The sequence below is a fragment of the Vibrio sp. 10N.222.49.C12 genome, from assembly GCF_041475025.1.
In the GTDB taxonomy this organism is placed as follows: Bacteria; Pseudomonadota; Gammaproteobacteria; order Enterobacterales; family Vibrionaceae; genus Vibrio; species Vibrio crassostreae_C.
This window is the reverse complement of record NZ_JBFRVF010000058.1, coordinates 23457-44517: the sequence shown is the minus strand read 5'-3', so window position 1 is coordinate 44517 and position 21061 is coordinate 23457. Positions and strand designations below refer to the sequence as shown.

Here is a 21061-nt window from a genome sequence, read left to right as displayed (position 1 = left end):
ATTTTATCCTTCTAATTCTCTTTAGTGACCAACAACGTCTTTCGCGTGGTTTTGGAAGTACTTAGTCAGCAGCTCAAGGTTTTGCTCAGAAATGTCTGTACGGTCGCCCATACTTTTCGCAACAGGTCCCCAAGCATTCACAGTGAAGTGGTTTGAAGGAATTTTCGCGTGACACGTTGCACAGTAAACGTTGTCCAACTCTTCTGCGTAAGACCAGATTGGGTCTAGTTTATCGACAACTGGAGAAGTGATATCACCCGTTAGCGCAACTGAACGCCACTCGTTACCATAAGCATCGGCTTCGTATTCACCAGTAGTCAGTGCTTCTTGACCTTTATCAGTTAGTGTCGCAACGATTGCACGTTGACCTTCACCGAAGTAAAGCACTTGCTCTGCGCCTTTCATTTGGAATGCATTCAAAGTCACAGTACGGTTGTCGCCTTCAGCTTTAACCACTTCTAGTTTTGCTGTTGGATTTAGGTTACCAAATTCGCCCATTGCGATGTCGGTTACTGGGTAAACCACTTTCGCATCAACTGGCGTATTTTGAGTAAAGGCAATCAAGGTCTCGAAGGCTTTGCTGTCTAGTTGAGCTTCTGGGGCAAAGTGCGCGACGCCTTTATGACAGTCGATACACGTTTGGTTATTTTCACGACCATAAGCATGCATTTTTGCTGCATCACGAGATTGCTCGAACTCTTCCATTGCATCGAATTCGTGACAAGAGCGACAAGTCGCTGAGTCATTCTCGCGGAATTGAGCCCAAACTGCCTCAGCCATCTCTTCACGGTGTGCTTCATATTTCTCAGGCGTGTCTATCTTACCTGAAATAAATTCGTGGTAGATGTCTTTGGACGCTCTTACTTTGGTGATCACGTAGTCAATCGGATCAGTTGGAATGTGGCAATCGGCACATTCAGCTCGAATGCCTTTTGCGTTACTGAAGTGTACAGAACCTTGGTATTCTTTGTGGGGTGCTTCCATTGTGTGGCAAGAAACACAAAACTCAGTGCTCGATGTATAGTGCATAACGGCTGCAGTTCCCCCTAAGGTTAACCAGCCAATACCTATACCAACCGCCGCTATTAGTGCGATATAACGTTTTTTTATTGTCATAATTCTTAATCATCTTCAACAATTGGTTACAATTAAGATCAGAATAGTACTTTAGGGGTAGATCAGTTTGATTTGGATCATAAATCGCATTCTGAGGAACAAAAATTGAACCTTTATGAGAACCCAAGGTCACTTCACGAAATTATTCCCCACCAAATACAATCACCCACCAAATAAGAGGCAGCGGTTAAATATTCATTATTGATTAATCCAACATCAACGAGACAAAACGGCTTTCTAAGTCAAAGAAGTAAATTGTAAATCTATTACAATATTGGCTATCTATTTTTCATAAACTCCTCACTCAATGAACCAAACAGAATTCCAACAAAAAATGGCGAGTTTCACCTCGATTGAACAAGCGCTTGATTACTTCGAAATTGGGTTTGATAGCAAGTTCATCAACCAAAATAGAGTCGAGCTTATGAAACGCTTTAATGGTTATCTGATCCTGTCAAAACCCGATGATTGGTTCTCAGGAAGAAGAGCGCTGAAAAACGCTTATTGTAAGGTTCAACGCAGCAAGTTAGATCGCCACACACGTTCAGCCTGTCGTGGGTGTACAACTTGTCAGCGTCGATAGATAGGAAGTACTGCTCAAAGTAGAGAACTAAAAAGTAGATAGTTGAAATAACATCTCATTACGATTTAGTTAGTGGTTTGCTCGAAAAAAAGTGTGCTAGTCTTACGGCAACTCAACTACGAGATAAAAATTACAATGAAAATTTTCAGCAATTTCGAAAGCGGCAACATTCACGTCGTTTCAGCAGATTCACCACAAAACATTCAACTGACTATCCCAGCAGACTACCAAACTGAAATCTCTCAGTGGTTTCACTTCCGCTTAGAAAGTGAGGCTCAACAAGCTCACCACTTTGAAATCGGTCAATTGGCAACATCTGCCTACCCTGAAGGCTGGAAAGATTACGATGTGGTTGCATCCTACGACCGTGAAGAGTGGTTCCGTATCCCATCTCAGTTCGATGGCGATACATTAAGCTTTGATATCATCCCTGAACACGATTCAATGTACTTCGCGTATTTCGCACCGTACTCATACGATCGTCACCAAGATCTTCTGCACAGTGCTCAAACGCACCCAGCTTGTAAGCTTGAAACTCTAGGTCAGACGCTAGACAACAACGACATCACTTTGCTAACTATCGGCGAGCCAAGTGAAGAGAAGAAAAATATCTGGGTTATCGGTCGCCAACATCCAGGCGAGACGATGGCTGAATGGCTAATCGAAGGTCTGCTACAACGCCTGCTTGATGAAACAGATACGGTCGGTCGCTCTCTTCTAGACAGCGTTGTGTTCCGCGTTGTACCAAACATGAACCCAGATGGCAGCATCCGCGGTCACCTGCGTACTAACGCGATTGGCGTAAACCTGAACCGCGAATGGCAATCACCTTCTATGGAACGCAGCCCAGAGGTATTCCTTGTTCGCGAGCGTATGCTGGAAACGGGCGTTGACCTGTGTCTAGATATTCACGGCGACGAAGCGATTCCATATAACTTTGTAGCAGGTAGCGAAGGCACACCTTCTTACAACGAGCGCATCGCGAAGCTAGAGAGCCACTTCAAGCAAGCACTGCTCACTATCACGCCAGAGTTCCAAGATGAATTTGGTTACGATAAAGACGAACCAGGCAAAGCAAACATGACAGTTGGCACAAACTGGATTGGTGAGCAATTCAAGTGTTTGGCTTACACCGTCGAGATGCCATTTAAAGATCACATCAGTCACGCTGACGAACTTTACGGCTGGTCTCCAGAACGAAGTGTCGCGTTTGGTCACGATATGCTAGCCGCAGTTTGGGCTACAGTAGACGAGCTATAAGGCCAACTAAGCTCATTAGCTTTACCTGTATCGCCTTTGGTTTATAAGAATCTGGGCTATAGATAGAACAAAGCCCAGCACTTGTGAAAGTGCTGGGCTTTTTAATATCGGCTTGGATGAGTGAATCTAACTTTAAAAGCTTTCTATGCCACTCTGAGGCTAGCAAAAAATACTGGGTATCTTTGCCTAATGTGGCGTTGTTCAGACACCATATCTTTGAAGCTCGGACCTTGTGATAACTGAACGATCACTTCGTCACCTTCTTGTCGCAATACAGCACCGCTAATATCGATACTGTTGTTGTCATGCAACCTCAAGGTGCCGGCCATTGAAAAGCCACGATAAACCGGAATGATGTTACGCATCATCAGGCGTACACCCTTTTCAGAAACTTCGCTGACATGAAAAAGCTCATCCTTAATTCGCATCACCGGACGAGCCTTTTGAGGGTACTTTAAGCGGTAATATTTGCGTTTCTGGGTGAATGAATCTTCACGCATTGGTGACTCCCTGTCTCTGTTATTTCGGTCAAGCAATAGGCTGTAGCTTCAATTGGTCTCAAATAAACACATTCACCAAATTGATAGCTAATAATTATATCGACTTCCCGAGCTAATGCTTTAGAGATTTATACAGAGAAACACTGATTGCTTAGCATTCAGTAAAAAATGAGAACTGAATCGGAAATGAAAACTAAGATGGAAACGAGAACTAAGCCGGAAATGAACTGAACCAATAGCTAAAAACCCAATTCTTCGCATCGCACCCTAAAGCTGAAACAATGCCAACTGAATGCTGAAGCCCACGAATAGAATCCCACACACAATGTTCACCATTTGCGAGGTGCGCTTTTGAACTAACAAGCGCTTAAAGGTATCCGCCATTAAGATCACAACTAAGAACCACATCGACACCACTGACACTTGAATTGCACCAAGTATCAAACTGTCTGTCACAATCGCATCTGTTGAAACAAATTGAGGGAATATAGAAAGATAAAACAGGACAATTTTAGGATTCAGTAGATTAGTGAGAAGCCCTTTGAAAAACTGATGATATAGCTTACTTCCCGATGCGCTCACCACAGCAAGCACGCCCTCTTGAGCTCGCAATGCCGCTCGAAAGTGATTACAACCAAGCCAGATTAAGTACAAGACGCCCAGCCACTTAAGACCTTCAAACGCCATTGGGGTCTGAGATAACAGTAAGCTCATGCCATTCGCAGAAACAAACGCATGAAAAAAGAACCCGCATGACACACCCAACACGTTAATAAACGCAAACAGCTTTCTTTGGGTTAGAGCCGTGCTCAATACCAACAGAGCATTTGGGCCTGGAATAATGGCAATAAAAAACACGATGATAATAAACAGCCAGATACTTTCCCAACTCATTTCGCTCTCATTTCCTTAAAGCTTCCTAATCATACTTGATCGTTTTAGGGCGGGTATTGTACGTCCATTCAATACCATTACAATATGCCCAACGTTTAATTAGCTTAGCTCGCTTGCCTTAGTTCAGTTGTATGGATAACGCTTAAATTTAACGTGTATAATTCACCCGTTTATCCTGTAACGCAGCAAAACTCATTCTCTAACATTTATAGCCCTGTTAGACTCCACCTCCATTTTGATACTTGGTTCATTTATGTCATTTGATAACCTCACCCTTAACGCAAAAACCGTCACAGCGATCCCTTCTCAATTCGACAAACCGACTGAGATACAACAAGCGGTAATTCCATCAATTATTGCGGGTAAAGACGTACTTGCGTTGGCTCAAACGGGTAGCGGAAAAACGTTGGCGTTCGGCTTACCCTTGCTGAACAACATCAACCATGATGTGAATGGACTGCAAGCGCTTATCATCGTCCCGACACGTGAACTCGCGTCTCAAGTGACCAAATCTTTAGAGCCGATCGCAACAGCGCTTGATATCAAATTGGTAACGCTAACGGGCGGCGTAAATACTGATGATCAACAGCAACAATTATCGACTAAACCACAATTAGCCATCGCCACACCGGGCCGCTTACTTGCTTTAATCAAAAGTGATGAACTGGATGTCGCTCAGTGTTCATCATTGGTTCTTGATGAAGCCGACCGCCTGATCGACATGGGCTTTTGGCCAGATGTTCAAGCGATTACTTCAGCACTACCGAGCAAACGTCAGTCACTGTTGTTCTCTGCGACACTTCCGCCCGAATTAGTAGGTCAGGCTGAAGAGCTTCTTTCAAATCCAGTTAAGGTCACGACACATCAAGAAAACAGCGTGGTCGCGGCTATTGAAGAAACCCTGTATTTAGTGAACAAAGGCAGTAAAGCTCAAGCGCTCATCGCACTACTCAATCAACACACATGGCCGCAAGTATTGGTATTTATTGGCGCAAAAGACAATGCCGATGCATTAACCAAACGATTGAATAAAGCCAAAATCAGTGTGAGTGCGTTACATGGAAATAAGAGCCAAGAAGAACGAGAGCAAGCATTAGAAAGTTTCAAAAATGGCGAGACTCGTGTGCTTATCGCGACAGACGTGATGGCTAGAGGCATTCATATTGATCAGTTACCTGTCGTAATTAACTTCGAATTACCTTCTCACTCAGCAACTTACGTACACCGCGTTGGTCGTACAGCAAGAGCAGGAAGTACTGGCTGCGCGGTCTCTCTGGTTAGCCACAGCGAAACTGACTACCTCAATGCGATTCGCACCTTGACCAATAAGCCGTTAGTGCTGCAACCATTAGAGGGTTTCCCGGTTACCGACAAACCTGCATCTGAAACGACCGCTCGCAAGCGTCCACCTAAAGATAAAATGGCCAATCGAAGAACAGCTAAAAAGAAAAGCATTAAGCAATTTAAAAGCAAACCAAATAGCTCTAAGTAACCAGAAATAACTCTAAGTAACCAGAAATAGAATGGTCAGCTCAGTTTGTACTGGGCTTTTTTATATGCAACAAAATACAAATTCACACCCAAAAACTTCCCTAAAGTTGCCAACTTAAATGACACTTTTGTGAATTATGATGCCAACGTATTGATTCTTGGTTGCTCAAAAAAAATACTCTTAAATCACGTTGACGCCCCTATATCTAGCAACTAGATTTTTCTATTAGTGTCTACAACAGGAGGTCATTGAAATGAAACGTGCTAGCTCTACATATCGATTACAACTGATTAAGGAAGTGGCAACTCGCCGAGATCGTCAACGTTCCAATGACCCGATGGCAAACTACATACAAACCCTAATAGATAATAAAGATGATTGTGATACTTCGGTTGAACGCAACCAGAGGTTCAGTGGCAGTCATTTTGATGAGCACATAGGTGGTTGGGTAAGTGACCACTGGGGTAACAAGTAGGACAAAGAGAGTAATCCAACCAGCATAATCGCTGTAGAATTCGTCTCCGCATTAACCTATAATCTGCAACAATTCCCTATCCTAGAGTAAGCAGAAAGTGTCTGAGTTAAAAAGAGAAAAAGAAGTGATGGTTGCCTTCCAAGTGATACCTCGCGTTAAAGAAGGCAACAACTTCGAAGTGGTTGATAAAGCCATTGAAGTTGTGAAAGCTGCCGATGTGCCTTTCCAAGTCGGTGCGATGGAAACTACGATGAAAGGTGAACTCAACCAATTACTCGATATCGTTAAAAAAGCAGAACAAGCTTGCTACGATGCAGGGGCGGTAGAAGTGATCACAAACATTAAGATTCACAGTAAAACCACCGAGGCCGATGATACATTTTGCACGTACCATCGTGGTGTAACGAAAGCGAATCACATGTTTGTTTAATCACATTTTTGTTTCTGAAAACTGAGCTTTAAGAAAGGCTCTGAAGAACCAGTGGTGTTATTGGAAAGGCATGTCTGAGAGGTGAGAAAGGATTTCCATTCGTTCTTCTTCTGACATCGAATGCCAATCACGCGGAGTCTCTTCAGGGTCATCTTTTGCCCCGATCGGTTTTCGGTCAAGTGCTTTGACTGGCTCTTTTTTGATTTTTACGTTCTTTTTATTCATACCGACACCACTCCTTCAGGTACAAAGGTACCTACTTTAATATTACACCCCAACCATTATGTAAAGTAATAGTTACTTCGGAGTTAAATAAAATCTAAATACTTCCTCTTTAGCCAAAAAGATCTCTTTGGGGACTTGTATTTCCCTCTTCGTCGACCGACTTACCAACCAAGTTTTTTTGCTTCATTATCTTTCTCCGATAGCGCTGACGACAAAGCTTAATCACGTGCAATTGTTCTGACGGAGTCATCGACATCCAATTAAAGCGCTCTTCTCTCTTGCGCATACAACCATTGCAATAGCCTTTATCATCGCTTGAGCAAACCCCAACGCAAGGGCTTGGAACCTGGAAAAACTCTAACTGCTCCACCATGCCTCCTTACACATCAAAATCGAGCTTACTAATTAAAAAATAAGCGATTAATTTGTCGCCCAGCTCGTGAAATTCATACTAAACTATGACCTTATACTGACACATATAGTGTTTTGTAAACTATACTTTGAACCCATCAAGTTACACTTATTCGGTAACTTCGTTCTTTCCTTTGGAGCCTTATAATATGAAGTTTAGTTCAAAAAAATTACTAGCAGTAGCCGCTTTACCTATGATGCTAGCAGCATGCACAACAACAGGTGACAACGCGATGCAAGTAACACCAACCGATCTACAGCACCATAATTGGGAACTTGCGCAAATTGATGGCAAGGACATTGTGAAAAGCGAAGACCAAGCAGCTCCTCGTCTAGAGATCGGCGAAAAGATGACTGCAAACGGCATGGCTGGTTGTAACAACTTCTTCGGTCAAGGCGAGCTGAAAGACGGTCAATTCCGTATCAAGCAAATGGGCATGACAATGAAAATGTGTCACGGCTCTGCGATGGAAATCGAACAATCGGTTTCTGCTACTCTCAGCGAGTGGAGCGACGTAACGCTAACAAACGATACGCTAGTACTGAAAAACGATGTACACACGCTAACGTACACAATTCGTGACTGGGTAAACTAATCCGTCATCGAAACCAAATACTGATTAAAGGAGCCTGATGGCTCCTTTTTTATTGTCAGCTTGCCCTCACTACTTCTTCAAAATTGACACTCATCGCCGACTTTTCGTACCAGCCTCCAATAAACCTCAAAAATCTCTCATTTAGATGCAATAAATTCAACGGTTCAGCGGTCTGTTGCTAGGATGGCAAAAGCCTAGAGTCTGTCGAGTTTTCGAGGTGATTACAGATCGAACAAAACTGAACCGAGAACTCCCTGCTTGTTCTCAAGTAATTGATTGAATTTACTGTTGAATTAGAATTTATTTCAGAAACAGATAGAATAACTATTAGGGCATGTTGATCTTTCGTTAACCACGAAGGGTCAACACGCCCTAGGTCGTTTGAAAATACAATGCTCTTGCCCGTTCACTACCAAATGGAAAAGTTTATGAACAATATAGTAAGTACGTTAGGAATCATGGCAACCGTTGCATACAGCGCAACCATTTATGCTGATGAAGCAACATCCATCGACAGCTGGAACCAAATAGAACAGCAGGCAGAGGGAGAAACTGTCTACTTTCACGCTTGGGGCGGAAGCCAAGAGATCAATCGTTACCTACAGTGGGCAGGCAAGAAATTACAAAGTTACTACGGTGTCACGTTAAAGCATGTGAAAGTGACCGATATTGCGGAAACCACCACTCGACTGCTTGCTGAAAAAGCGGCAGGAAAGAACAGTGAAGGCAGCGTCGATATCGTCTGGATTAATGGCGAGAACTTCCGTTCGATGAAAGACAACGCGCTATTGTTTGGGCCATTTACAGAGTCACTTCCAAATTGGCAGTATGTCGATAAGTCTCTGCCGATTGATGTTGATTTCTCAGAGCCGACAGAAGGCTTGGAAGCACCGTGGGGCGTGGGACAACTTGTGTTCATTCACGATCAAGAGACACTACACAACCCGCCACAATCGTTTTCAGAGATGTTGAGCTACGCTCAAGCTTTCCCAAATCGCTTAAGCTACCCTCGCCCACCAGAATTTCATGGCACGAGCTTCATTAAGTCTCTATTGATTGAACTAACAAACAATAACCCTGCACTGGCTCAGCCGGTTTCAGAAGACAACTTCCAAGAAGTAACGGCACCACTGTGGGCTTACTTAGATAAATTCCATAAAGTGGCGTGGCGCGGTGGCAAACAATTCCCAGCAGGCACATCGGAAAGCATCCAACTTCTGGATGACGGACAGATCGATCTCGCGATTACGTTTAATCCAAACTCTGTTTATTCAGCACAAGCCAGTGGTCGCTTAGCCGAAACCACTAAGGCTTATGCTCTAGAAAGCGGCGCTCTATCTAACATTCACTTCCTGGCGATTCCTTGGAATGCCAATACAATCGCAGGTGCTCAAGTGACCATTAACTTCTTATTGAGCCCGGAAGCACAGTCTCGCAAGGGTGACCTCAATGTTTGGGGCGATCCTTCGGTTCTGAGCAGCAAATACCTGACTGGCAGCGCTAAAAACACCCAGCAATTTAAATCGGTTGATGAACCACACCCTAGCTGGCAAAACGCGCTCGAGAAAGAGTGGCTTAAGCGATACGGTAACTAGTCTTCATGCTACGCGCTCTATATTTTGTTGTTATAGCTGTATGCATTATCCCGACCATTCCTGGGGTAGCGGGAGTCGTGGCTTCGTCACTGAGTTTCATCCCGCCCCTTGGTTTAGAGGAGCCGACACTCAACGGTTTTAGCCAAGTCTTTCAATGGGAAGGGGCTTGGCACTCTATTGGCTTAAGCCTAGGTTCAGCAATTGCAAGCAGCTATATAGCCTGCTTCCTGACCTTTTGTATTCTTCAAGCCTCTTGGGGAAACAAGTTTTGGAGAAAGATTGAGTTTACGCTATCGCCAATGCTTGCCATTCCACATGTAGCTTTCGCTATCGGCTTTGCTTTTCTGTTTAGTCCAACGGGGCTTGGCGCAAGAGCGGTACATCACTTGCTCGGCGAATCGGCTACCAGCTCTGAATTGGCGTTATTGGTGAAAGACCCATACGCGTTCGGCTTAATTATTATGCTCGCACTCAAAGAAGTCCCCTTCTTATTGCTGATGAGCATTTCGATACTTCAGCAAATTGATGTAGAGCGTATCACCAAGGTCAGTGCATCGCTCGGTTACAGCCGCGCTCAGATCTGGTGGAAATGTATTTTCCCACAATGGTTTACTAAGCTTCGTTTCCCAATGCTGGCGGTACTCGCTTACAGTGTCTCGGTTGTCGATATTGCTTTGATCATAGGCCCAACCAACCCGCCGACCTTTGCCGTTTTAGTATGGCAATGGTTCAACGATCCGGATCTTAACCTACTTCCGCGAGCTGCTGCTGGTGCCATCGTTTTGTTTGGTTTAGCTTCGTTGATCATCGCCTTGGCGCGTTTAGTTGAATGGGCGGTTCTTAAGTACTTTCGAACTTGGCAGTATTCCGGAAGAACAGGGGCAAACCTTCCGGGGAAAACGGTATTCACTGTCCTTGCTAGCCTTTCACTGCTGATCATTCCTTTAATGGTAATTTGGAGCGTTGCTCAGCGTTGGCGCTTCCCTGATTTACTGCCGAGCCGCTACAGCATGCGCTTCTGGGAATTCGAGTGGGATACCATCATGAGTACTGTGGGTCAAAGCTTATGGATTGGTCTGATTGCCGCTTCAGTCGCTTTGTTGCTTGCGCTGGTGGCTCACGAATACAGAATCAAATACAAGTGGCAAGTTCCGGGCTTCATTATCGCTATTCCAATGCTAATACCACAGCTTTCAGTGTTGTTTGGTATGCAAGTCACGACCCTCTACATCGGCAGTAGTGCCTATGAGTTCTGGGTGATTTGGGCGCATGTTTTCTTTGCTTTCCCGTTCGTGTATCTGTCTTTGGATGGCCCGTGGAAAAGCTTCAATGATGGGTTGATTAAAGCCTCGCTGAGCCTAGGTAAATCGCCATTTCAGAGTTGGTATTCGATCAAACTACCAATCTTGCTTCCTGCGATTGCCTTTGCTTGGGCGGTCGGGATCAGCGTGAGTTTGGCCCAATACCTTCCAACATTAATGCTCGGCGCGGGCCGTATTAGCACGATCACCACAGAAGCCGTTGCACTTACCAGTGGTTTCGACCGCAGGGTGACAGCAATCTATGCCATTTGGCAGGCCCTATTGCCTCTGTTCTTTTTCTCTTTAGCGATATTAGTCAGCCGACTTCAACTGAGATATCGCCGTCTTACTTTTAAAGGTTTCCTAAGTAATGAGTCTGTACCTCAACGACCTCGCCATCCGTAAAACCGATGGAGATTCGCTGTTCTCAGCGCTAAACGTCACATTAGAATCTGGCCAAATACTGGCTTTGATGGGGCCGAGTGGCTGCGGAAAGTCGACCTTACTGGATGCGATTGCTGGTCACTTAAGTGAAGATTTTTCGTACTCTGGCACCGTTGTGTTGAACAATATTCAGCTCGACGAGCTTCCATCACATCAGCGTGAAGTCGGTATTTTGTTTCAAGATGACTTGTTGTTTCCGCACCTCAAAGTATGGGAAAACTTGGCCTTTTCGTTACCGAACTCTGTTAAAGGTTCCGCTCGCCAAAAACAAGCAATGGCTGCACTAAAAGACATAGAGCTAACTCACTTAGCTGAATCTTTCCCGGATCAAATATCCGGCGGTCAACGCGCAAGAATAAGCTTGACTCGTATGTTGTTAGCCAAGCCTAAACTCGCCCTGCTTGACGAACCGTTCAGTAAGTTAGACCAAGAGCTCAGAGCACAATTTCGCGATTGGGTCTTCGAACAGCTGACCAAAGCGAATATCCCTACATTAATGGTCACGCACGACGAAGCCGATGTACCTCAAGGGGCAGAAGTACTGTCTTGGCCATGGAGAAGTAACCATGCTGGATAAGTACTCCATTAAGGTCATTAAGTGGCCATTAAATCAGTCTGCTAAGTTACTGAACCAATTGGGTATCACGGCCAATCAAACCACGTTATTCGGATTTCTGGTTGGGTGTTTAGCATTTCCAGCGTTAGCATTTCAGCAATACGAGTGGGCGTTAGGCTTCATTGTTTTTAATAGAGTATGTGATGGGCTTGATGGGGCCTTGGCTCGAATCCAAGGTATTAGTGATGCAGGCGGGTTCCTCGATATCAGCCTAGATTTCCTATTCTACTCGCTGATCCCTTTTGGTTTTGTCATTGCCAACCCAGAACATAACGCCATTGCCGGTGCATTTTTGATCTTCTCCTTTATCGGCACAGGCAGCAGCTTTTTAGCGTTTGCGGTTATGGCAGGCAAGCGAGGCATCGAAAACCCAGTCTATAAGCATAAGTCTCTGTACTACATGTCGGGGTTAACCGAGGGAACAGAAACCATCGCTTGTTTCATCGCGTTCTGTATTTGGCCTCAACACTTTGCGGTTATCGCTTACACCTTTGGTGCAGCTTGTTGGCTAACCACGTTCATGCGTATTTATTTTGGTTTTCAGACACTAAAAAACCAAGCTAGTTAATAAATGAGTTAGTTTCTTGCACCTATAAAAACGCCGCTCATTGTGAGCGGCGTTTTCTATATTAATATGGATAATGCCCGCTAAATCATGACATCAAGCTTCAGCTGAAGCCGTGATTTTAAACCTCAATACCTTCAGGCTTGAATCAAGGTCGACATCGACAAACTCAGGCGGGTTGTCCAGACGCTCAATGAACTCAACGCTTGGTGCTTCTTCTGCCATCGTCTCAATCAGGAAGTTTGGTGATACTGCTGGTGAGTTCACACACGCAATCACTTCACCGCCTTCAGTTAGAAGTTCAGGCAAACGACGTAAGATTTTTTTGTAATCTTTGGTTAGAGCAAAGCTGCCTTTTTGGAACGAAGGTGGATCGATGATAACGAGCTCGTAAGGACCGCCCTTCTTGATTTTCCCCCACGACTTAAAGATATCGTAGCCAAGGAAGTTAACCGAGCGCATATCGTGTTCATTCAGACGGTGGTTATCGCGACCTTTGTTTAGCGAGCCACGTGACATGTCCACGTTCATGCATTGACGAGCGCCACCAGCGATAGCCGCGACAGAGAAACCACAAGTGTATGCAAACAGGTTAAGAACGTTCTTATCCTTGGCATTATCTTGTACCCACTGACGACCATTACGCATGTCTAGGAACAAACCGAAGTTCTGATTACGGCCAATGTCTAATTGGTACTTAAGGCCATGCTCAACCACAACCGGAGAGTCATTCAACTCACCCCATAGAACCTCTGAAGGCGCACCATCGGCATAACGGTGTTGCAGAACAATGCTTGTGCCCTGCTTTGATTGCCAGATATCTTTGTTGGTGAGTTCAACCAATCCAGCTTTAAGAGATGACAAGAATTCATCGTCGACTTCTTTAAACACGTTAACCAGTAGCTGTCCATCAACCCAGTCACATGTCAGTTGCTCTAGACCAGGCCAAAACTTACCGCGCCCGTGGAAAATACGGCGTAGTTCGTTTGGTACTTCATTAAGTTGCTGTTCAATATGACTAAAAAACAGAGGTAAAGCTGATGCTTCCATTATTTCACTCACTTAGTGTTTAGCTTTGGCCAAGTTAATGACCAAGGTTCAAGCCAACTGTCCAAACCGTTCGACACGGTTTCTTGATGCCACTTCTCACCCAAGGAGTTTAGGCTTCTTGGATCGCAGACATATTCGTAGGCTTGTGATTGATAGGCAAATCGAATCGCGAAGGCATGCAGATAACCTCTGTCAGCCTCACTCGATGGATTATAAATAGGGTCACCAACAATGGCTGAGCCGATCGACTTCATCGCGACACGGATCTGGTGAGTTCGCCCCGTATAGGGTTTGCATAACAGCAGACGCTCACCGGGTTCAGCCGTTGCTGATAAAAACTGAGTAATCGCAGGGTTCTCTTTGGATGTCAGAAGTTTCCAACTTGAGCGTCGTGAGCGCTCCATGTCTCCTGAGATCAAACCTTGCTTTTTCTTTGGCTTCTTAGAACCGATCGCAAGGTAGTATTTCTCTACTTCACGCTTTGCAAATAGCTGTGAAAGCTCGCTCGCCGCCGACGCATTTTTTGCCAGCAGCAGAATGCCCGAAGTCATTTTATCTAGTCGATGAACGAGATACAGCTTAGGCTCATCAATTGCCTTAGCAACTTCTTGAAGCAACATGGTATCGCCATCGTCTTTGTGGACGCTGACTCCAGGGTGCTTATTGATAAGTAAAAAATCAGAGTGGTTCAGAAGAATATCGAACATTAAAGGCTAGCTCCATTGTAGAACGTGGAGTATACCTCGTCTGAACCCAGATTCCAGCTACGAAAAAGCCCAACTCACTCAATAAATATTGAATCGTTGGGCTTCTTTTCAGCAACTAGCGATCAGTGCGTGGTCTTTACTCGATTACCAATAGGTAAATAGAACCAAGCTACCGCTTTACGCCAGTTTAAACTTACCAACTAATGCTTCTAGCTCAGCAACCTTAGCGTTCAAGCCTGATGTGTTTTCAGAGCTTCGAGTCGCCAGTTGCAAAGATTGCTCAGAGATATCACTGATTGCCGTAATGTCCGCTGCAATTTCTTTGGTTACAGCTGTCTGCTCTTCTGCTGCAGTCGCAATAGAGTTAACCATGCTTTGTACATTGCCCGCTCCGCTAACAATCGCTTCCAATGCTGAAACCGCACCTGAACTTTGCTCAACACCAATCTCAACTAAACGACAGTTATCTTGAGTGTAAGTCACCGCTTCTTGAGTGCCCGATTGAATCGATTGAATGATGCCCGAGACTTCTCGTGTCGCTTTGGTTGTTCTTTCTGCTAGCGCTCGCACTTCATCGGCTACCACAGCAAAACCACGACCAAACTCGCCTGCACGCGCAGCCTCAATCGCAGCGTTAAGAGCTAACAGGTTAGTTTGCTCAGCAATGTCTTCGATTACCTTGATAACGCTACCAATCTGCTCACCGTGAGAACCTAGAGTATTCATTTGCAACGACATATCGCTCATTTGAGTCGACACTTGTTGAATACTCACCACCATCTCAACAATCACGTTGCGGCCATCTTCTGCAGAGGTTTCTGAGCGACGTGCTTCTTCATAAGTTGAAGTACCTTGCTGCGCCACTTCTGAAATGGTCAAGCTTAACTCTTCAGCAGCCGTTGCAATTAAGTTGGCCTTATCAGCTTGAGCAGAAGCGCCCGTTACGATGTCTTGACTAATAGAAGATAGTTCGCCCGTAACAGATTGAACTTCATGGGTCACAGAAGAGATAGAACCTAATAAGTCCACTAACGACTTCTGCATCTGGTTAATCGAACTAGCAAGATCAGCCAGTTCATCACCAGACTCATCGGTAATGTCACCTGCGGTTAAATCACCATTTGCCACGCGGCGTGCTACTTGTTCAACACGAGTCAGGCGATTAATAATAGAACTCGACAACATATATGCAATCACACAACCGAAGACGATAGCAATCGCAGACAACACCATGATAGTGCGCTCGATGGTAGTAAACGTGTCGGTTAGTGTCAGTAGTGACTGTTCTGTATCTGCGCGCTCACTTGCTGACGCTTGATCCAGTAAGTTCTCAATAGGGATAAGATTGCTCTCATACAAAGATCGTAGCTGTTGAATATTGGCTAGTAGCGCAGCTTCATCATTGATCTTCGGCACAAGCTTTGATTCAAACTCTTGAGTGAAACGCCCTATCAGGTCTTCAATTCGCTGAATACGGCGGTGGTCTTCCGAACCTCTACTCTCCAAACGCTTAGCCTGCTCGATAGCTTGAGCAAATTCGTTCTTGTTGGTTCGATAATCATTGAGTGCATTATCGACCAGAGTGATTGCACCCAGAGCATCTCGATAGACATCTCCAGCTTCATCTATCAGAACAAGATAGGTAACAGTGCCCGGTACATCGTCCATTCTGATCTCATCAGCACTTCTATGAGCGCCAATAACTTCTATCCATACAATACTGACTAACGTGACAAGCACCGCCAATATAGAGCCAAAACCGGCATACAGTTTCTTTCTCACTGACAATTTCACACAACACCTACCTAAATTAAATACCGATCAAAAATTCTTGATATTCAATATATCGGCTAGGTGACGGATAACTTTAGTGAATGTAATGTTTTATTTTTTGATAAGAATTAAGTATTTGAATAAAAAAACGGGAGCCATTGGCTCCCGTTTCTTAACTTACTTTAGCTCGCGATTGTAGCTTCTTAAAACTATAGCTTCTTAGAGATAAGCGCAGAGCCAGCAATAATACCAATACCTAGTAGCATGATTGCACCTTTACCGCTATCGAAGCCAGAAGAGATACCCATGAACGCAACGATTGCGATAGCTACAGGGATGATGTACTTAACTAGTGTGTACCATAGACCAAATAGTGGGAAAGAGACTTCACCGTCGTTAGTGATTTCTTTCTCTAGGTCTGCACGGTTTAGTCTCCAACCAGCGAAGATACATACCAACATACCGCCAACCGCTAGGAAAATCTTATCCGTTAGTAGGTCGAAAATGTCAAACGCGCCAGTATCAAACAGTGTTGGACCGAAGCCGCCAAGTGATAGAGAAGCGAAGATACATAGAATCGCCATTACAACACTTGCAGACAGTACCGCTGTTACACGCTTCATGCCTTTCTCATCGATTAGGTAAGAAACCACAACTTCAAGTAGAGATACTGAAGATGTTAGTGCCGCAACACTCAAACCAACGAAGAACATAAGAGCAAATAGAAGACCAACTACGCCGCCCATTTCAGCGAATAGCTGAGGAACAACAACGAATACTAAACCAGGGCCCGCTGCAGGTTCCATACCGAACGCGAACATTGCAGGGAACATTGCAACACCAGCTAGAATAGCAACACCAGTATCCATTGCGGTTACCATTGCTGTTGTCTGAACTAGGTTCTCTTTCTTCTTAAGGTAAGAACCGTATGTCATCATACAACCCATACCAAGACTTAGAGAGAAGAATGCTTGACCTAGAGCGGCTAGGATTACATTGCTGTCTACTTTAGAGAAGTCAGGGCTGAATAGGAATTCTAGACCAGCCATCGCGCCCGGAAGCATGATGCCTTTGATAGATACCACGATAAGGATGATGAAAAGAAGTGGCATCAAAATCTTACCCGCTTTCTCAATACCACCAGAAATACCCTTCATAACGATAACAACGTTAAGTAGTAGGTATAAGCCCATCCACATTAGTGGTTGAACTGGGTTTGAGATAAAGCCACCAAAGCTATCACCAATTGCTTCTGGTGCGTCTAGAAGACCACCTGCAATTTTACCGATGTATGCGATTGACCAACCGCCTACTACTGGGTAGAAACCCATGATAAGTAGACCACTGAATACGCCGATAACGCCAGCGAACGTCCAACGACGGTCAGTTGTTTTAAATGCACCTACTGCTGATTTTTGCGTATGACGGCCAATCGCAAATTCAGTCAGCATGACACTGAAACCAATAAAAATTACAAAAAACAGGTAAATGGCAACGAATGCACCACCGCCACTTTCGCCTGCTGTGTATGGGAATTTCCAAATGTTACCTAAGCCAACAGCAGAACCCGCTGCAGCCATTACGAATCCTAACTTCGAACCCCAGGTATCGCGGGGTGTTGTGGTTGTATTACTAGTAGCCACGTGTACTCCAAACTTTTGTGTTATGTGATGTTGTGTTTTGCTTTGGGTGGCGTCTTTAAAAGGAAGGTGTATAAATAAATTTACACACCTAAAAGATTTGATTGACGCTCGTTGTCTAGCAAGTAAACCAGTTTAAGAATAAAATTGGAAGAGCATACCGTACAAATTTCGTTAAAGATGTAAATTTTTATGGTTAAATGCCGACTTTTCATACAAAACAATCGTTTTCTTCTTAAGTTGACCAAAACTTAACAACTTTAACCTATTTACATCTTTTGCTCTATTTTGTAAATAGTTGAATCCTTAAATTCCCATATCCGTTAAATAGCATTACTATCTAAGTGTCTCTTTTTTCGAGTATTCAATGTGGATAAGCTTTATCATTTTTTAACTTTAGCTTCTGTCGCTTTGTACTGGGTACTGGTTGCCGGTGTGACGTTTCGTGTTGTACTAAAACGACGCTCTGTCAGCGTTTCTCTTGCTTGGCTAATGGTTATCTACATTATCCCGATTGTTGGTGTAGCTTGTTACTTCCTTTTTGGTGAGCTAAACCTAGGCAGAAAAAGGGCTGAACGCGCTCATCGTATGTTTACCCCTTTCGGCGACTGGTTCCGTCAATTGAATGATTGCCAACTTCACCAACCAGGGAAAGTCGGCTCCCCTATCCATAAGATTGACGAGCTTTGTAACAATCGAATGGGCATCCCTGCACTCAGTGGAAACACTCTATCGCTGCAATCTTCACCAAACGAGATCCTACACGCAATTATCGAAGATATAGAAAATGCACAAACCAGTATCAAGATGGTTTTCTATATTTGGCATCCAGGTGGCCTGACCGATTCGGTTGCCTCTGCGCTGATTCGCGCTGCAAAACGTGGCGTAGATGTTAAAGTTTTGCTCGATTCAGCAGGTAGCCCACGCTTTTTCAAAAGCCATTGGCTCGCAATGATGAAAGACTCGGGTGTACAGGTTGTACAAGCATTGGAGGTGAGCCCTTGGCGTATATTCTTAAGACGCCTCGATTTAAGGCAGCACCGCAAGATTATCGTGATTGATGAAACCATCGCCTATACGGGTTCAATGAACATGGTTGACCCGGCTCACTTCAAACAAAACTCAGGCGTTGGTCAGTGGATTGATGTAATGGTCAGAGTGACTGGGCCAACCGTTAATGTGTTATCCGCTATTCATGGCTGGGATTGGGAAGTTGAGACTGGTGAACGCATTCTCCCTGATATACCTGAATGCCCAGTTGAAGAAATCATGACACATCATCCGGTTCAAGTAGTGCCGTCTGGCCCTGGCATGCCGGAATATTTGATCTTACAAGTACTGACCATCGCCATCAATCAAGCGAATCATTCTGTACGTATTACTACACCTTATTTTGTGCCAAGTGCTGACTTACTCGAAACACTTAAGATGACAGCTCAACGCGGCGTAACTGTAGAACTGATCATTCCACACAATAACGATTCACTAATGGTTAAATGGGCTTCTCGTGCGTTTTATACCGAGTTGCTTGAAGCTGGCGTGAAGATCTATGAATTTTACGGTGGCCTTCTTCATACCAAATCGGTAGTGATCGATGAAGAGTTTTGCTTGATCGGAACCGTCAATATCGACATGCGCAGTTTGTGGCTCAACTTTGAAGTGACTCTGGCTGTGGATGATGTGCATTTCACGCAAAAACTGTCTGAGCTGCAGAAATCTTATATCGCTTCATCCCACTCTGTAGAGTTAGAACAGTGGGAGCAAAGAAACCTTAGTAATCGCTTCTTTGAGAGGCTGTTCTACTTGTTCAACCCACTCCTATAATTCCAGCAATGAGTCGATTATGGCTCGTTGTTTCCCCATCGATCATTTTTAACCTTTCACTGTTAACTGAGTGAAAGGTTAAAAATCGTAAGAAAAGCGCAAAAATCCCCGCTCCGCTCTTGCTTTGAACACTCTTGGCATGTTTTAAATAGGACATAACCGATTGATAAGGAATTCACAGCATGTCCGAGAACAAAACCACTAAACTTATCACTGCCGGTCGTGATAAGAAGTGGACCAATGGTGTTGTTAACCCACCAGTACAACGCGCTTCAACTGTCGTATTTAACTCAGTAGAAGAGAAACGTAAAGCTACGATTAACCGCGCTAACAAGACCCTTTTTTACGGACGTCGTGGAACCAACACTCATTTTGCCTTCCAAGATGCGATGGTTGAAGTAGAAGGCGGCGCGGGTTGTGCACTGTACCCGTGTGGTACGGCCGCCATTTCTAATGCCATTCTCTCTTTTGTAGAAACAGGTGATCATATTTTAATGGTTGACACCTGCTACGAACCTACTCGTGATTTCTGTGACACCATCATGAAAAAGATGGGGGTAGAGACAACTTACTACGAGCCAACGATTGGTGAAGGTATCCAAGACCTTATCAAGCCAAACACTAAGGTGCTGTTTACTGAGTCTCCAGGCTCTGTCACCATGGAAGTGCAGGATATTCCAACACTAGCGCGTATCGCTCATGAACATGACATCATCGTTATGCTAGACAATACTTGGGCGGCTGGCGTGAACTTCTCACCGTTTGATTTTGGTGTTGATATCTCGATTCAAGCAGCGACCAAATACATCGTGGGTCACTCTGATGTGATGCTAGGTACGGCAGTCGCCAATGAGAAATGCTGGGATCAACTAAGAGAGCAAAGTTACTTGATGGGGCAATGTGTCTCACCTGATGATGCTTATTTAGGGCTTCGCGGCATTCGTACTCTTGATGTGCGTCTACGCCAACACGCAGAAAGCAGCTTGAAGGTCGCAAAATGGTTAGAGACTCGTCCTGAAGTTAACCACGTTCGTCACCCTGCTCTTGAGTCTTGCCCAGGCCATGAATTCTTCAAACGAGATTTTACTGGCGGTAATGGCTTGTTCTCTTTTGTACTAAACAACTCTAATATCAAAGCGACGACAGCGTTACTTGATGGAATGACACATTTTAGTATGGGTTACTCTTGGGGTGGATTTGAAAGTTTGATTCTAGCTAACGAACCAAGCAGTTTTGACAGCTTGAGAACTGTTGCCAATCCTAATTTCGAAGGTACCTTGATACGTGTTCATATTGGGTTAGAAGATGTTGATGACCTGATTGCTGATCTAGAGGCGGGATTAGAACGTTATAGCGCTCTGATTTAATCTGAGACGATAGGTCTAATATGCAAAAAAGGCAGGATATTCCTGCCTTTTTCTGTTTAAAGCATAACTCAAAATACTCATATTCAGATACTTCAGCTCATAATACAAACCGCTCATAGTCCAGAAGCTTTCAAAGCCAATATTGAACCTTAAAGCACATCCACTTAAAGATCTCAGAGCGATGAAAAAATGGCTAT

Annotated in this window: 21 protein-coding genes; 12 read left to right on the top strand and 9 right to left on the bottom strand. The window is 44.4% G+C overall.

Annotated features, from left to right (window positions below; genetic code table 11):
• Positions 1 to 21: 21 nt before the first annotated feature.
• Positions 22 to 1116, bottom strand: a complete 1095-nt coding sequence (locus AB4583_RS16790; RefSeq protein WP_372051956.1) for a NapC/NirT family cytochrome c — start codon at positions 1114 to 1116, stop codon at positions 22 to 24.
• A 307-nt stretch (positions 1117 to 1423) separates the two neighbouring features.
• Between AB4583_RS16790 and AB4583_RS16785 the strand changes: the two genes are divergently transcribed.
• Complete coding sequence (locus AB4583_RS16785) at positions 1424 to 1699, top strand: nitrogenase-stabilizing/protective protein NifW (RefSeq protein ID WP_017060331.1); 276 nt, start codon at positions 1424 to 1426, stop codon at positions 1697 to 1699.
• A 135-nt stretch (positions 1700 to 1834) separates the two neighbouring features.
• The gene (locus AB4583_RS16780) at positions 1835 to 2959 is read left to right on the top strand and encodes a M14-type cytosolic carboxypeptidase (protein WP_372118431.1); all 1125 of its coding nucleotides are present in this window, start codon (positions 1835 to 1837) and stop codon (positions 2957 to 2959) included.
• A 143-nt stretch (positions 2960 to 3102) separates the two neighbouring features.
• On the opposite strand, the gene AB4583_RS16775 is transcribed toward AB4583_RS16780, so the two are convergent.
• Together AB4583_RS16775 and AB4583_RS16770 are read right to left on the bottom strand one after the other, a co-directional pair.
• Positions 3103 to 3459, bottom strand: a complete 357-nt coding sequence (locus AB4583_RS16775; protein WP_017060329.1) for a hypothetical protein — start codon at positions 3457 to 3459, stop codon at positions 3103 to 3105.
• A gap of 267 nt (positions 3460 to 3726) precedes the next feature.
• The gene (locus AB4583_RS16770; protein ID WP_372118428.1) at positions 3727 to 4353 is read right to left on the bottom strand and encodes a LysE family translocator; all 627 of its coding nucleotides are present in this window, start codon (positions 4351 to 4353) and stop codon (positions 3727 to 3729) included.
• Between the two features lie 253 nt (positions 4354 to 4606).
• Between AB4583_RS16770 and AB4583_RS16765 the strand changes: the two genes are divergently transcribed.
• The 3 genes from AB4583_RS16765 to AB4583_RS16755 all read left to right on the top strand — a co-directional run bounded on the left by AB4583_RS16765 (position 4607) and on the right by AB4583_RS16755 (position 6750).
• A complete protein-coding gene (locus AB4583_RS16765) occupies positions 4607 to 5845 on the top strand; it encodes a DEAD/DEAH box helicase (RefSeq protein WP_372118425.1) in 1239 nt (412 codons plus the stop codon).
• Between the two features lie 253 nt (positions 5846 to 6098).
• The gene (locus AB4583_RS16760) at positions 6099 to 6320 is read left to right on the top strand and encodes a hypothetical protein (protein ID WP_017057116.1); all 222 of its coding nucleotides are present in this window, start codon (positions 6099 to 6101) and stop codon (positions 6318 to 6320) included.
• 127 nt (positions 6321 to 6447) lie between these two features.
• Positions 6448 to 6750, top strand: a complete 303-nt coding sequence (locus AB4583_RS16755; protein WP_017065764.1) for a thiamine-binding protein — start codon at positions 6448 to 6450, stop codon at positions 6748 to 6750.
• A 57-nt stretch (positions 6751 to 6807) separates the two neighbouring features.
• Here AB4583_RS16755 and AB4583_RS16750 read toward each other — a convergent pair whose 3' ends face one another.
• Both AB4583_RS16750 and AB4583_RS16745 read right to left on the bottom strand, forming a co-directional pair.
• On the bottom strand, positions 6808 to 6975 hold the full coding sequence (locus AB4583_RS16750) for a hypothetical protein (RefSeq protein ID WP_017060325.1): 168 nt from the start codon (positions 6973 to 6975) through the stop codon (positions 6808 to 6810).
• A gap of 109 nt (positions 6976 to 7084) precedes the next feature.
• A complete protein-coding gene (locus tag AB4583_RS16745) occupies positions 7085 to 7348 on the bottom strand; it encodes a DUF1289 domain-containing protein (protein ID WP_017079017.1) in 264 nt (87 codons plus the stop codon).
• Positions 7349 to 7535: 187 nt separating this feature from the next.
• On the opposite strand from AB4583_RS16745, the gene AB4583_RS16740 reads away from it, so the two are divergent.
• From AB4583_RS16740 to AB4583_RS16720, 5 genes are all read left to right on the top strand, one after another.
• Positions 7536 to 7982: an META domain-containing protein gene (locus AB4583_RS16740; RefSeq protein ID WP_004734625.1), complete on the top strand. Its 447-nt coding sequence runs from the start codon at positions 7536 to 7538 to the stop codon at positions 7980 to 7982.
• Positions 7983 to 8410: 428 nt separating this feature from the next.
• Complete coding sequence (locus AB4583_RS16735; protein WP_372118422.1) at positions 8411 to 9577, top strand: ABC transporter substrate-binding protein; 1167 nt, start codon at positions 8411 to 8413, stop codon at positions 9575 to 9577.
• 5 nt (positions 9578 to 9582) lie between these two features.
• Positions 9583 to 11283 carry an ABC transporter permease gene (locus AB4583_RS16730; protein ID WP_372118419.1) on the top strand — a complete coding sequence of 567 codons (1701 nt, stop codon included), beginning with the start codon at positions 9583 to 9585 and terminating at the stop codon, positions 11281 to 11283.
• Positions 11249 to 11899, top strand: coding sequence for an ATP-binding cassette domain-containing protein (locus tag AB4583_RS16725; protein ID WP_017068056.1), 651 nt, complete (start codon positions 11249 to 11251; stop codon positions 11897 to 11899). The genes AB4583_RS16730 and AB4583_RS16725 overlap by 35 nt, the downstream gene beginning before the upstream one ends.
• A complete protein-coding gene (locus AB4583_RS16720) occupies positions 11889 to 12506 on the top strand; it encodes a CDP-alcohol phosphatidyltransferase family protein (protein WP_372118416.1) in 618 nt (205 codons plus the stop codon). Before AB4583_RS16725 ends, AB4583_RS16720 begins: the two co-directional genes overlap by 11 nt.
• Positions 12507 to 12599: 93 nt before the next feature.
• On the opposite strand, the gene AB4583_RS16715 is transcribed toward AB4583_RS16720, so the two are convergent.
• The 4 genes from AB4583_RS16715 to AB4583_RS16700 form a co-directional block, all read right to left on the bottom strand.
• Positions 12600 to 13553, bottom strand: a complete 954-nt coding sequence (locus AB4583_RS16715; protein WP_017068057.1) for a class I SAM-dependent methyltransferase — start codon at positions 13551 to 13553, stop codon at positions 12600 to 12602.
• Between the two features lie 8 nt (positions 13554 to 13561).
• Positions 13562 to 14260, bottom strand: a complete 699-nt coding sequence (locus AB4583_RS16710; RefSeq protein ID WP_017065342.1) for a TIGR01621 family pseudouridine synthase — start codon at positions 14258 to 14260, stop codon at positions 13562 to 13564.
• A 177-nt stretch (positions 14261 to 14437) separates the two neighbouring features.
• Positions 14438 to 16054, bottom strand: coding sequence for a methyl-accepting chemotaxis protein (locus AB4583_RS16705; protein ID WP_372051961.1), 1617 nt, complete (start codon positions 16052 to 16054; stop codon positions 14438 to 14440).
• Positions 16055 to 16242: 188 nt separating this feature from the next.
• Positions 16243 to 17676, bottom strand: coding sequence for a sodium-dependent transporter (locus AB4583_RS16700; protein WP_050546918.1), 1434 nt, complete (start codon positions 17674 to 17676; stop codon positions 16243 to 16245).
• 366 nt (positions 17677 to 18042) lie between these two features.
• Between AB4583_RS16700 and cls the strand changes: the two genes are divergently transcribed.
• On the top strand, positions 18043 to 19497 hold the full coding sequence (cls, locus tag AB4583_RS16695; protein ID WP_372051963.1) for a cardiolipin synthase: 1455 nt from the start codon (positions 18043 to 18045) through the stop codon (positions 19495 to 19497).
• A 182-nt stretch (positions 19498 to 19679) separates the two neighbouring features.
• Positions 19680 to 20864 carry a cystathionine beta-lyase gene (locus AB4583_RS16690; RefSeq protein WP_017065338.1) on the top strand — a complete coding sequence of 395 codons (1185 nt, stop codon included), beginning with the start codon at positions 19680 to 19682 and terminating at the stop codon, positions 20862 to 20864.
• Positions 20865 to 21061: the final 197 nt, after the last annotated feature.